The organism is Paraburkholderia rhynchosiae, assembly GCF_002879865.1.
GTDB classification, from domain to species: Bacteria; Pseudomonadota; Gammaproteobacteria; order Burkholderiales; family Burkholderiaceae; genus Paraburkholderia; species Paraburkholderia rhynchosiae.
On the sequence record NZ_PNXY01000040.1, the window covers coordinates 18,486 to 31,134 of the forward strand.

The window sequence follows — 12,649 nt, forward strand, 5'->3', positions numbered from 1 at the left end:
GTCACTACTTAGAAAGGAGGGCGTGATGAACGCCGCAGTTATCGATTCCCAAGCTTCCCAAGATTACATTGTTGCCGACATGTCGCTTGCCGACTGGGGCCGCAAGGAACTTACCATTGCAGAGACGGAAATGCCCGGTCTCATGCAAACGCGTGACGAATACAAGGCGCAGCAGCCGCTGAAGGGCGCGCGCATTGCAGGTTCGCTGCACATGACGATCCAGACCGGCGTGCTGATCGAGACGCTGACCGCGCTCGGCGCGGACGTGCGCTGGGCCTCGTGCAATATCTTCTCGACGCAGGATCACGCAGCCGCCGCCATCGCCAAGGCTGGCACGCCAGTGTTCGCGTTCAAGGGCGAATCGCTCGACGAATACTGGGAATTCTCGCACCGCATTTTCGAATGGCCGAACGGCGAGTTCGCCAACATGATCCTCGACGACGGCGGCGACGCGACGTTGCTGCTGATCCTCGGCTCGAAGGCTGAGAAAGACCGCTCGGTGATCGCCAAGCCGACCAACGAGGAAGAAGTCGCGCTGTACAAGTCGATCGCTTCGCATCTCGACGCGGACCCGACGTGGTACTCCACGCGTCTCGCGCACATCAAGGGCGTGACGGAAGAAACCACGACCGGCGTGCACCGTCTGTATCAGATGGAAAAGGAAGGCCGCCTGCCGTTCCCGGCGATCAACGTCAACGACTCGGTCACCAAGTCGAAGTTCGACAATCTGTATGGCTGCCGTGAGTCGCTCGTCGACGGCATCAAGCGTGCGACCGACGTGATGATCGCGGGCAAGATCGCGGTGGTTGCAGGTTACGGCGACGTGGGCAAGGGCTGCGCGCAATCGCTGCGCGGTCTGGGCGCGACCGTGTGGGTCACGGAAATCGATCCGATCTGCGCACTGCAGGCAGCGATGGAAGGCTACCGCGTGGTGACGATGGAATATGCGGCCGACAAGGCCGACATCTTCGTGACGGCAACCGGCAACTACCACGTGATCGGCCACGACCACATGAAAGCGATGCGCCACAACGCGATTGTGTGCAACATCGGTCACTTCGATTCGGAAATCGACGTCGCGTCGACGCGTCAGTACCAGTGGGACAACATCAAGCCGCAAGTCGACCACATCATTTTCCCGGACGGCAAGCGTGTGATCCTGCTGGCCGAAGGCCGCCTCGTGAACCTGGGTTGCGCGACCGGCCACCCGTCGTTCGTGATGTCGAACTCGTTCACGAACCAGACGCTCGCGCAGATCGAACTGTTCACGCAAGGCGCGAAGTACGAGAACCGCGTGTACGTGCTGCCGAAGCATCTGGACGAGAAGGTGGCGCGTCTGCATCTGGCGCGCATCGGTGCGAACCTGACCGTGCTGTCGGACGCACAAGCGGGCTACATCGGTGTCGACAAGAACGGTCCGTTCAAGCCGAACCACTACCGCTACTAAGCACGCGCCTTCGAGTACGCCCTTTGCGCGCAAGCGCAAGGGCGGCTTGAACGCATAATGGTTTGACGACACGGCGGCGCATCGGCGCCGCTTTGCTCGCCATGCCTGCCTCCTTTCGTTCAACGGACATCCTGCCTGCAAGGAGCTTTACATGACCGTGCTGCTGACCTGGCTGATCAATGCGCTCGCGCTCCTGATCATCACCTACCTCGTTCCGTCGATACATATCCGCAGCTTCGGCACCGCATTGATCGTCGCGGTGGTGCTCGGACTGATCAACACGGTCCTTCGGCCGGTGCTGATTCTGTTGACGCTGCCCGTCACGATTGTCACGCTCGGGCTCTTCATTCTGGTGGTCAATGCGCTGTGCTTCTGGCTCTGCGCGTCGCTGCTGAAGGGCTTCGAAGTGTCGGGTTTCTGGTCGGCGTTCTTCGGCTCGATTCTGTACAGCATCGTTTCATGGCTGCTGTCCGCGCTTATTTTCGGCAACCGCAGTCTCGGTTGACATACTGAATCATGAACCCGATCGAACTTTCATTCGAATTCTTCCCGCCGAAGACGCAGGAAGGCGTCGACAAGCTGCGCGCAACGCGTGCGCAACTCGCATTGCTCAAACCCAAGTTCGTGTCCGTCACGTTTGGCGCGGGCGGCTCGACGCAACAGGGCACGCTCGATACCGTCGTCGATATGGCGAAGGAAGGGCTCGAAGCGGCGCCGCACCTGTCATGCATCGGCTCGTCGAAAGAGAGCCTGCGCGCGATTCTCAATCAGTACCGCGCGCATGGCATTCGCCATATCGTCGCGCTGCGCGGCGACTTGCCGTCGGGCATGGGCGAAGTCGGCGAGTTGCGCTATGCGTCGGAATTGGTGAGTTTTATTCGCGCCGAGTTCGGCGACTGGTTCTGGATCGAGGTGGCCGGCTATCCGGAATATCACCCGCAGTCGCGCTCGCCGCGTCACGATCTTGAAAACTTCGCCCGCAAGGTGAAGGCCGGTGCCAATTCCGCGATCACGCAGTACTTCTTCAACGCGGACGCGTACTTCCGTTTTGTCGACGACGCGAGGAAGCTCGGCGTCGACGTGCCGATCGTGCCGGGCATCATGCCGATCACGAACTTCTCGCAACTGATGCGTTTCTCCGAGATGTGCGGCGCGGAAGTGCCGCGCTGGATCGCGCGCCGGCTAGAGAGTTTCGGCGACGACCGCGAGTCGATTCGCGCATTCGGGCTCGACGTGGTGACGGACCTATGCAAGCGTCTGATCGACGCGAACGTGCCGGGTTTGCACTTCTATACGCTCAACGGCGCCGCGGCGACCAAGGCGATTTGCGAGCGGTTGAACGGCTGATCTCCATTGTTGTTATGGGCTGCAGCGTTAGTTTGTCCTTGCAAGGCCGTCGCGCGAAGCGGGCGCGGCGGGCCTCGCAAGTTATCTCTTCTCTAGCGGCCCACGATCATGGAATCGACGATCCGGCAAAACGCCTCGGGCTCTTCCAGCATCATCATGTGACCGACGGCCGGCTGAATCGCATCTGTCGCCGCCGCGCGCCGCACCCAATTCGGCACGTCCCAGCCTGACGCCGACCGCTCTCCGGCAAGCAGGCAAAGCGGCACGCCGCTTTCGACAACCGCCCGCACTTTGTGCAGATACTCGGGCGAGCCCGTTTCGCGCACCACTGCGCGCGCCATCGACTGAAGCGTCGACGCCGACTGATTGCGCAGGATCGCGCGGGCCCATTCCACTCGCTGCGGGTTCGGATTGATGCCGCCGTTACGGAGCCAGCTCACTGGATCGTCGAGCATCCGCTGATGTTCTGCATGCCATGTCGGCTCGTCCATAGCGGCAATCTTCGAGCACCAGAACGCGTCGTTCAGCGTGAAGTTGCCTTCCACGCTGATAATGCCGCGCACGCGCTCCGGCGCAGCCGCCGCGGCCAGCATCGTGACCGCACCGCCCACACTATGGCCGAGCAGCCAGCATGGTTCGTCGATATGGCCGCGCAAATAGTCCAGCACCGCTTGCGCTTGCCCTTCGAGCGTCAACGGCGCATGCGCTGGTTGCTTGCCGTAGCCGGGGAGATCGGGCGTATGAACGGTGGCGGCGCTGATATGCGTTGTGGGCGAGAAAAAGTGAAGTGAGCCCATCAAGCCGTGAATCATGACCAACGGAGGTGATGTCTTCATGTTTTTTCTGGTCAAGGTCTATTCTGAAAGTCTTTCGAAAGAGGGTCTATAAATAATCCATCGCACCTAGCTATTCAAATCATGCGCGCCGGGTTTAGCCACTGCGTGAATCGAATCGAAAGGCGGAATCTGCAAACCGGACGCCCAGGCGCGCTGCTGCGGCCCTGGCGGATAATTTTCCTCCGCTTGTGACACTGGGGAAAGCTCAGTAATATCGCGCTACGCTGGCGTCAGCCAGCCCCGAACCTGGAGGAAACATGAAGCAAAACAACCTGTTGCGCGCCGCGCGTATTACGACGCTCGTCGCAGCTGCAGCGGCATCGCTGGTGGGCGCGAACAGCGCGCGCGCCGAGATTCCGAACAAGACACTCGTCTACTGCTCAGAAGGCAGCCCCGCGGGTTTCGATCCGGCGCAATACACCACCGGCACCGATTTCACGGCCAATACGTTCACCGTCTATAACCGTCTCGTCGAGTTCGAGCGTGGCGGCACCAAGGTCGAGCCGGGCCTCGCCGAGAAGTGGGACGTTTCCGCGGACGGCAAAACGTACACGTTCCATCTGCGTCATGGCGTGAAGTTCCAGACCACTTCGTTCTTCAAGCCGACGCGCGAATTCAACGCGGACGACGTCATCTTCACGTTCGAGCGCATGCTCGACGCCAACCAGCCGTTCCACAAGGCCTACCCGGTGCAGTTTCCCTACTTCACCGACATGGGTCTCGACAAGCTGATCACCAAGGTCGAAAAGGTCGATCCCTACACGGTCAAGTTCACGCTGAAGGAAGTCAACGCGCCGTTCATCCAGAACCTGGCAATGGAATACGCGTCGATTCTATCGGGCGAGTATGGCGATCAGCTGCTGAAGGCCGGCAAGGCCGCCGACATGAACCAGTTCCCGGTTGGCACGGGTCCGTTCATCTTCCGCAGCTACACGAAAGACGCGACCATCCGTTTCGACGGCAATCCGGATTACTGGAAGCCGAACGCGGTCAAGATTTCCAAGCTGATCTTCTCGATTACGCCTGACGCCGGCGTGCGCGTGCAGAAGATCAAGCGCGACGAGTGCCAGGTGATGAGCTATCCGCGTCCGGCTGACATCGCGCCGCTGAAGGCTGAAGCGAATATCGCAATGCCGTCGCAGCCCGGCTTCAATCTCGGCTACCTCGCGTACAACGTGACGCACAAGCCGGTCGACAAGGTCGAAGTGCGTCAGGCGCTCGACATGGCGATCAACAAGAAGGCAATCATCGACTCGGTGTATCAGGGCGCGGGCCAGGCCGCCACGAATCCGATGCCGCCGACCCAATGGTCCTACGACAAGAACCTGAAGAGCGCGTCCTACAGCACCGAGAAAGCGAAGGCACTGCTCGCCAAGGCCGGTTATCCCAACGGCTTCGACATCACACTGTGGGCAATGCCGGTGCAACGCGCATACAACCCGAACGCGCGCCTGATGGCGGAAATGATCCAGGCCGACTGGGCCAAGATCGGCGTGAAAGCAAAGATCGTCACGTACGAGTGGGGTGAGTACATCAAGCGCGCCCACGCGGGTGAGGACGACACGATGCTGATCGGCTGGACCGGCGACAATGGCGATCCTGACAACTGGCTCGGCACGCTGCTCGGGTGCGAGGCGGTGAACGGCAATAACTTCTCGAAGTGGTGCTACAAGCCGTTCGACGATCTGATCCAGAAGGGCCGCTCGACGTCCGACCAGGGTGCGCGCACCACGGCATACACGCAAGCGCAGCAGATCTTCGCGCAGCAATTGCCGTTCTCGCCGATCGCTCACTCCACGGTCTACCAGCCTGTCAGCAAGAAGGTGGTCGACATGCGCATCGAGCCGCTCGGCTATGCTCGCTTCGACGGCGTCAGCGTCAAGTAAGGTGTCGGGCACGTCGTAAAATTCACGCAGTACGCTTTTCGCACGGTTAGAAAACTGGTCGAAATGGTCCGGCGACCGGGGTCACGAGCCCTCGTCGCCGGTTGCGTTTTTTCTTCATCAAGACCATAGGGACGAACCATGTTCCGCTTTGTTTTGCGCCGCATCGGCATGGTGATACCGACATTCATCGGCATCACGATCCTTGCGTTCGCGCTGATTCACCTGATACCGGGCGACCCCATCGAAGTGATGATGGGCGAGCGCGGCGTCGATCCGGCGATGCATGCCGCGGCTATGCACCGGCTAGGACTCGACGAACCTTTGCCGATGCAGTACGTCCACTACATTGGCCGCGCGCTGCACGGCGACCTCGGCACCTCCATCATCACCAACACCAGCGTCATGGGCGAATTTCTCGCCCGCTTCCCGGCCACCATTGAACTGTCGATTTGCGCGATGCTGTTCGCGCTGATCGTCGGCTTGCCGGCGGGCGTGTTCGCGGCGCTCAGGCGCGGCACGGCGGTCGATCACGGTGTGATGGGCACGGCGCTGACCGGCTATTCGATGCCGATCTTCTGGTGGGGCTTGATCCTCATCATGGTGTTCTCGGTCAAGCTGGGCTGGACACCGGTGTCGGGCCGCATCGCGGTCGAATACGACATTCCGCACGTGACCGGCTTCATGCTGGTCGACGCGATGATGTCCACCGACGAAGGCGCGTTCAAGTCCGCACTGAGCCATCTGATTCTGCCGGCGATCGTGCTCGGCACGATTCCGCTTGCGGTTGTCGCGCGTATGACGCGTTCGTCGATGCTCGAAGTGCTGCGTGAGGACTACATTCGCACCGCACGCGCGAAGGGTTTGTCGCCGGGGCGTGTGATCGTCGTGCATGCGTTGCGTAATGCGCTAATTCCGGTCGTGACGGTGATTGGGTTGCAGGTCGGCACGCTGCTCGCGGGCGCGGTGCTGACGGAGACGCTCTTTTCGTGGCCGGGCATCGGCAAGTGGCTGATCGACGCGATTGGGCGACGCGATTATCCGGTCGTGCAGGGCGGTATCCTGATGATCGCCACGCTGGTGATTTTCGTGAACCTCGTCGTCGATCTGTTGTACGGCGTGCTCAACCCGCGCATTCGCCATACGAGGTGATTTCGGAAATGGCAGACATACAAAACACAGTCCCCACAGCAGTTACGCCGCCTGGCGGCCGAGCTATCGCCGCCCGTGAATTCTGGGCGAATTTCTCGCGTAATCGTGGTGCGGTCGGCGCCGGCATCATCGTGCTGCTGTTGATCGTCGTGGCGATTTTCGCGCCGCTCATCGCGCCACACAGCCCGATCGAACAGTACCGCGACTTCGTGAAGATTCCGCCCGCGTGGCTCGAAGGCGGCCACTGGCGCTTCGTTCTCGGCACCGACGAAGCGGGCCGCGACATCCTCTCGCGCCTGATGTACGGCGCGCGGCTGTCGTTCTGGATCGGCTTCGTCTCGGTGGTGCTCGCGCTGATTCCGGGCATCGTGCTCGGCCTTATCGCGGCATTCTTCGAGAAGTGGGCCGACACGCCGATCATGCGCATCATGGACGTGCTGCTCGCGCTGCCGTCGCTGCTGCTCGCGGTGGCGGTGGTCGCGATCATCGGTCCGGGCCTCGTCAATACGATGCTGGCAATCGCCATCGTCGCGTTGCCGGGTTATGTGCGTTTGACGCGCGCGTCGGCACAAGGCGAGTTGCAGAAGGAATATGTGACGGCTTCGCGAGTCGCAGGCGCCGGCACGTTGCGCCTGATGTTCTCGCAAGTGCTGCCGAACTGCACCGCGCCGCTGATCGTGCAGGCCACACTCGGCTTTTCGTCGGCGATCCTCGATGCGGCCGCGCTCGGCTTCCTCGGCCTCGGCGTGCAACCGCCGTCGGCGGAGTGGGGCGCGATGCTGGCCTCGGCGCGCGATTACATCGACAGCGCATGGTGGATCGTCACGATGCCCGGTTTGTCCATCCTGATCTCGGTGCTTGCCATCAACCTGCTCGGTGACGGGCTGCGCGACGCACTTGATCCCAAACTGAAACGGATGGCATAAATGGACAATCTACTGACCATCCGCAATCTGGCGGTGAACTTCAACGGACTACCCGCTGTCGATCGGATCAACCTCGACGTCGCGCCGGGCGAAGTGCTCGGCGTCGTCGGCGAATCCGGCTCGGGCAAAAGCGTGACGATGATGGCGCTGATGGGTCTCATCGACGCGCCGGGCAAGGTCACCGCGGACGAAATCACGTTCAACGGCCGCGATCTGCTGAAGGCATCGGCGAAGGAGCGCCGCAGGATCATCGGCAAAGACATCGCCATGGTGTTTCAGGACGCGCTCACGAGTCTGAATCCGAGCTACACGGTCGGCTATCAGATCAAGGAAGTGCTGAAGCTGCACGAAGGGCTGCGCGGTGCATTGCTCGATAAACGCGCGCTCGAACTGCTCGATCAGGTGGGCATTCCCGACGCGAAGAACCGCATCGGCGCATTTCCGCATCAGATGTCGGGCGGCATGAACCAGCGCGTGATGATCGCCATGGCGATTGCCTGCAACCCGAAGCTGCTGATCGCCGACGAGCCGACCACCGCGCTCGACGTGACGATCCAGGCGCAGATCATGGAACTGCTGATGCGCTTGCAGAAAGAGCGCGGCATGGCGCTCGTGCTGATCTCGCACGATCTCGCGGTGGTGTCCGAGGTCGCGCAGCGCGTCGCGGTCATGTACGCTGGCGAAGTGATCGAGACCAACAAGGTGCCGGATATCTTCGCCGCGCCACATCATCCGTATACGGAAGCGTTGCTGGCCGCGATTCCCGAGCACAACGTGGGCGCCGTACGGCTTGCTGCGTTGCCAGGCATGGTGCCGGGGCGCGACGATCGTCCGAAAGGATGTCTCTTCGCGCCGCGCTGCAAGTACGTGGTCGACGACTGCAACAAGGCGCGTCCCGCGCTCGCACCCATGCAGGGTCACGCCGTGGCGGCACGCGTGCGCTGCATCAAACCGCTGAACCTCGCCGGCGACGCGAATGTTCACACCCATGGAGGCGCACGATGAACGCAGTACTCGAAACGCGGCGCCAGTCGGACCATGCGGGCGATCACGTGCTGGTTGCCGACAAGCTCGCGCGTTACTACACGGTCAAGCGCGGCATGTTCGCGACGGGCACGGTGAAGGCGCTCAACGGCGTGTCGTTCGCGCTCGAGCGCGGCAAGACGCTCGCCGTGGTTGGCGAATCCGGCTGCGGCAAGTCGACGCTTGCGCGCCAGCTCACCATGATCGAAGCGCCCAGCGCTGGCCGTTTGCTGATCGATGGTGAAGATGTCGCCGGCGCCGATCACGCGAAAATCGCGGCGCTGCGGCGGCGCGTGCAGATGGTGTTTCAGAACCCATTTGCGTCGCTGAATCCGCGCAAGACGGTCGAGCAGACGCTTGGCGAACCGCTCGCCATCAACTCGCAACTGAGTGCGACGGAGCGCGCCGAACGCATCGCGCAGATGATGCGCACCGTCGGCCTGCGCCCCGAACACGCGAAGCGCTATCCGCATATGTTCTCGGGCGGTCAGCGTCAGCGCGTGGCGATTGCGCGCGCGATGATTCTCGATCCGCAGATTGTCGTCGCAGATGAACCCGTGTCCGCGCTCGACGTGTCGATTCAGGCGCAGATCCTGAATCTGTTCATGGATCTGCAGGAGCAGTTCAAGACCAGCTACGTGTTCATCTCGCACAACCTCTCGGTGGTCGAACATATCGCCGACGATGTAATGGTGATGTACTTCGGCGGCATCGCGGAACTCGGCGACAAGCAGCGGATTTTCTCGAAGCCGCGGCATCCGTACACGCGCGCGCTGATGTCGGCCACGCCGTCCATCTTCGAGGCGGACCGCACCATCAAGATCAAGCTGCAAGGTGAAATGCCGTCGCCGCTGAATCCGCCGTCGGGCTGCACGTTCCATCTGCGCTGCCCGTATGTGATCGACCGTTGCCGCAGCGAGGAGCCGAAGCTGCGTGAAGTGGATGGCCGTCAGGTGTCATGTCACCGCGCCGAGGAGGTGGGGGACGTGGATGCCTGATGCGCTGGCGGCGCGTCGTCTTGCGCGCCGCTCGCGTGATGGCGGCCGCCGCGCTGCCTTCACGCGACGCTTGCGGGCGCGTGCACTGAACGGTGCCGCGCTCATCGGCGTTTTCTGTGTTTGTTATTTCGGCACGGGGCTGGCCGGCGTAGCGTATGCCGCGGGCGCCGCGGCCAACACCCCCGCCGCGCCCGTTACATCCGCCAATGCAGCCGCGCAAGGTGCACGCCCCGCCTTGCCTGTGCCCCATGCGCCGCCGACGCCGCCGCCGCGCGCCGCGCTGCCGGGCTTCAATCCGCCGCCCGCCACGCCGGGCACGACAGCAAGCGGCCCCGTGCGCCTGCAACCGGCGCGCATGCCGTTCTATGTCGCGACGCGCGGCACCACTACCATCTACGTGCTGGGCACGCTGCACGTCGGCGATCCCGCCGATTACCCGGCGGCGCAGCCGTTTCGTCCGCCGATCATGGGCGCATTGGCGGCATCGCCGACACTCGCGCTGGAACTCTCGCCAGACGAGCTATTGGTCTCGCAAGACGACGTCTCGAAGTACGGCGTATGCCGCCGCGACTGTCTGCCTGGCTTGCTGCCCGAGCCGCTGTGGCGCAAGCTCGCGTTTCGTTTGCGCGGCAATCCCGCGGCGCTGGACGAGATCAAGAAGATGCGGCCGTGGCTCGCCTCGCTGCTGGTCGAAACCTACGATTCGCTGAGTGCCGGTTTGCAGACCGAGTACGGCACCGAAGCGCAGTTGCAGAACGTTTATTTGCGCACGCGCGGCAAGATCGTCGGTCTCGAAACGTTGCCGCAGCAGATGCGCGCATTCACCGGGCTCTCGCTCGCGCAGCAACGCGAGATGCTCGCGCAGGATCTGGTGCAGACGCCGGCGCAAAACGTCGAGGACGTGCGGACTTTGCACCGCCTCTGGCGTGTGGGCGATGCAAATGCGATCGCCGCGTGGGAGGCCGCGAAAACCGAAAAGCTGGCGCGCGACAAGCGCGTATCCAATTCGATCGACAACAGAATCGTCTACGAACGCAATCGCCGCTTCGTCTCGCGGATGTTGCTGATCGCAGCGCCCAACAAGCCAGTATTCGTGGCGATTGGCGCTTTGCACCTGGGAGGCCGCAAGGGCGTGCTCGAGCTTTTGCGGCAGCATGGGTTTGTGGTCGAAGCGGGGTGAGGCGGGATGAGGTGAGGTAAGTGGGTTAGCCTATCTACCGGCCTTGTAGCTCGTTGACGACTTCCGCCACCACGTCCGCCCACTCCCCTAGCACCTTCTGTCGGAACAACCGCATCCCCGGATACCACGGGGAATCGCTGCGCGCTTCGAGCCAGCGCCAGTCCGAATTGGCGGGCAGCAGGAGCCACACCGGCTTGCCGAGCGCGGCCGCCAGATGCGCGACGCCGGTATCCACAGCGATCACCAGATCGAGGTTCCTGACCAGCGCGGCGGTGTCCTCGAAGTCATCCAGCTCGTCGCTGAGATCGTGCGCACGGAACGCTTGCGGCGCGTCGGCCAGTTGCGCATGCGCCGGGCCTCTCTGCAGCGCATACCAGCTCACTTTCGCGACGCCTGCCAGCGCATGCAGGTCGGATAGCGCCATAGACCGGTAACGGTCGTTGCCGAACGTCGGACTGCCCGCCCATACGAGGCCGACCTTGCGGCCCGTGTCGCCGGTCGGCTTGAGCCTCTTGCGCCAGGCTTTGACCTTCGTCTCGTTTGCGAACAGGTACGGCACATCAGCGGGAATGGTGGACAACTCGGTGCCGACGCATGACGGCACGCTCATCATCGGCACCCAGAAATCGTATTCGCCTTCCGGTTTGCCGCTGAATGCGCGATGTATGCCGGGCACACGTTCGACCAACGGCAACAACGGTTCGCGCACGCACACGTCGACTGTCGCGCCGCGTTCCTGCAACACGCGCGCATAGCGCAGAAACTGGAAGTGATCGCCGAAACCTTGCTCGCCGACCAGCAGCAAACGACGCCCGTCGAGCGGCTAGCCACGCCATTCGGCCACGCCCGGAACCGCTAGCGCGTCGTAATCGCTTTTGCGCCAGCGCAGCGCAAACTCGGCCCAGCCGCGCTTGTAATCGCCGCGCTTGAGCAACAGCCACGCAAGGTTCTGATGTGCGTCGGCGTAGCTGGGATCGTGCGCTAACGCCTGACGGTAGAACGTTTCCTCCTCGCCGTGCCGCCCTTGCGCGCCGAGCGAACCGCCCAGACACACGAGGTTCGTCGGATTGGGATTCAGCGCAACCGCGCGCCGGTAATGCGACTCGGCGCCCGCATAGTCGCCGCGCTTGCCGATCGCGCTGCCCAGATTGATGTGCGCTTCCGCGTAATCGGGACGCAGCGCGAGCGCGTGTTCGAAACTGGCAACAGCCGCCTCGTGCTGGGCTTGCGCGTTATGCGCATTGCCCGAGTTGAAGTGCGCCTCCGCCGAATTGGGATCGAGCCGCAGCGCGTCGCGATAACAGGCGAGCGCTTCCGCGAAACGGCCGAGCTTGCCGAGCACCGTGCCAAGATTCAGGTGAGCGTCGATCAGCGCGGGGTTCGACGTGATTGCCAGCCGATACTGTTCGACTGCTTCATTCAACGCGCCTTGCGCCTGCAGCGCGACGCCGAAGTTGTTGCGCGCGTCGGCGAAATCGGGCTGGAGTTGCAGCGCCTGGTCGTAGCAGATGGTCGCTTCGTCAAGCTGGCCCAGCGCGGCGGCGGCTAGGCCACGGTTGCTCCAGCAGGCGGCGTCGTGACGGTCGTGTTTCAGCGCATGGCTCATCAGTGCCGCTGCGGCAGCGTGCTGCCCGCGTTGATAGTGCAGTACCCCGAAATAATGCAGCGCCTTCGAATTCGCCGGATCTAGCGCCAGGACTTCGCGGTAGATGGATTCAGCGGCGTCGAGCCGGCCGGCCTGGTGCGCGTCGAGCGCGGCCTGGGTCAGCGATGCGACGTTGGCGGAAGGCGGCGGCGCGGTGTGCTCGCCGTGACGCTGGGATTGACGTTCCATGGAGACCTGCGGGAAGAACTCCG

General features: G+C 62.7%; 10 protein-coding genes and 1 pseudogene. 9 read left to right on the forward strand and 2 right to left on the reverse strand.

Annotated features, from left to right (window positions below):
• Positions 1–25 precede the first annotated feature (25 nt).
• The 3 genes from ahcY to metF all read left to right on the forward strand — a co-directional run bounded on the left by ahcY (position 26) and on the right by metF (position 2,794).
• Complete coding sequence (gene ahcY, locus C0Z16_RS32410; protein ID WP_102636107.1) at positions 26–1,447, forward strand: adenosylhomocysteinase; 1,422 nt, start codon at positions 26–28, stop codon at positions 1,445–1,447.
• Positions 1,448–1,598: 151 nt separating this feature from the next.
• Entirely contained in the window at positions 1,599–1,952 is a 354-nt protein-coding gene (locus C0Z16_RS32415; protein WP_006052549.1) for a phage holin family protein, read from the forward strand.
• A gap of 11 nt (positions 1,953–1,963) precedes the next feature.
• Positions 1,964–2,794: a methylenetetrahydrofolate reductase [NAD(P)H] gene (gene metF / locus C0Z16_RS32420; RefSeq protein WP_102636108.1), complete on the forward strand. Its 831-nt coding sequence runs from the start codon at positions 1,964–1,966 to the stop codon at positions 2,792–2,794.
• A gap of 92 nt (positions 2,795–2,886) precedes the next feature.
• On the opposite strand, the gene C0Z16_RS32425 is transcribed toward metF, so the two are convergent.
• On the reverse strand, positions 2,887–3,630 hold the full coding sequence (locus tag C0Z16_RS32425) for an alpha/beta fold hydrolase (RefSeq protein WP_102636109.1): 744 nt from the start codon (positions 3,628–3,630) through the stop codon (positions 2,887–2,889).
• Positions 3,631–3,887: 257 nt separating this feature from the next.
• On the opposite strand from C0Z16_RS32425, the gene C0Z16_RS32430 reads away from it, so the two are divergent.
• From C0Z16_RS32430 to C0Z16_RS32455, 6 genes are all read left to right on the forward strand, one after another.
• On the forward strand, positions 3,888–5,516 hold the full coding sequence (locus C0Z16_RS32430) for an ABC transporter substrate-binding protein (RefSeq protein ID WP_102636110.1): 1,629 nt from the start codon (positions 3,888–3,890) through the stop codon (positions 5,514–5,516).
• 138 nt (positions 5,517–5,654) lie between these two features.
• Positions 5,655–6,665, forward strand: coding sequence for an ABC transporter permease subunit (locus C0Z16_RS32435; RefSeq protein ID WP_102636111.1), 1,011 nt, complete (start codon positions 5,655–5,657; stop codon positions 6,663–6,665).
• Positions 6,666–6,673: 8 nt separating this feature from the next.
• Positions 6,674–7,591 carry an ABC transporter permease subunit gene (locus C0Z16_RS32440; protein WP_102636112.1) on the forward strand — a complete coding sequence of 306 codons (918 nt, stop codon included), beginning with the start codon at positions 6,674–6,676 and terminating at the stop codon, positions 7,589–7,591.
• Complete coding sequence (locus C0Z16_RS32445; protein ID WP_102636113.1) at positions 7,592–8,596, forward strand: ABC transporter ATP-binding protein; 1,005 nt, start codon at positions 7,592–7,594, stop codon at positions 8,594–8,596.
• Positions 8,593–9,612, forward strand: coding sequence for a peptide ABC transporter ATP-binding protein (locus C0Z16_RS32450; protein ID WP_102636114.1), 1,020 nt, complete (start codon positions 8,593–8,595; stop codon positions 9,610–9,612). The genes C0Z16_RS32445 and C0Z16_RS32450 overlap by 4 nt, the downstream gene beginning before the upstream one ends.
• Positions 9,605–10,792, forward strand: coding sequence for a TraB/GumN family protein (locus tag C0Z16_RS32455; protein WP_102636115.1), 1,188 nt, complete (start codon positions 9,605–9,607; stop codon positions 10,790–10,792). The genes C0Z16_RS32450 and C0Z16_RS32455 overlap by 8 nt, the downstream gene beginning before the upstream one ends.
• Before the next feature lie 34 nt (positions 10,793–10,826).
• Here the strand turns inward: C0Z16_RS32455 and C0Z16_RS32460 are convergent.
• A pseudogene (locus C0Z16_RS32460) lies at positions 10,827–12,626 on the reverse strand (tetratricopeptide repeat protein).
• Between the last annotated feature and the right edge of the window lie 23 nt (positions 12,627–12,649).

Coding starts and splice junctions, on each gene's coding strand:
- ahcY (WP_102636107.1), top strand. CDS start 26: ATGAACGCCGCAGTTATCGATTCCCAAGCTTCCCAAGATTACATTGTT.
- C0Z16_RS32415 (WP_006052549.1), top strand. CDS start 1,599: ATGACCGTGCTGCTGACCTGGCTGATCAATGCGCTCGCGCTCCTGATC.
- metF (WP_102636108.1), top strand. CDS start 1,964: ATGAACCCGATCGAACTTTCATTCGAATTCTTCCCGCCGAAGACGCAG.
- C0Z16_RS32425 (WP_102636109.1), bottom strand. CDS start 3,630: ATGAAGACATCACCTCCGTTGGTCATGATTCACGGCTTGATGGGCTCA.
- C0Z16_RS32430 (WP_102636110.1), top strand. CDS start 3,888: ATGAAGCAAAACAACCTGTTGCGCGCCGCGCGTATTACGACGCTCGTC.
- C0Z16_RS32435 (WP_102636111.1), top strand. CDS start 5,655: ATGTTCCGCTTTGTTTTGCGCCGCATCGGCATGGTGATACCGACATTC.
- C0Z16_RS32440 (WP_102636112.1), top strand. CDS start 6,674: ATGGCAGACATACAAAACACAGTCCCCACAGCAGTTACGCCGCCTGGC.
- C0Z16_RS32445 (WP_102636113.1), top strand. CDS start 7,592: ATGGACAATCTACTGACCATCCGCAATCTGGCGGTGAACTTCAACGGA.
- C0Z16_RS32450 (WP_102636114.1), top strand. CDS start 8,593: ATGAACGCAGTACTCGAAACGCGGCGCCAGTCGGACCATGCGGGCGAT.
- C0Z16_RS32455 (WP_102636115.1), top strand. CDS start 9,605: ATGCCTGATGCGCTGGCGGCGCGTCGTCTTGCGCGCCGCTCGCGTGAT.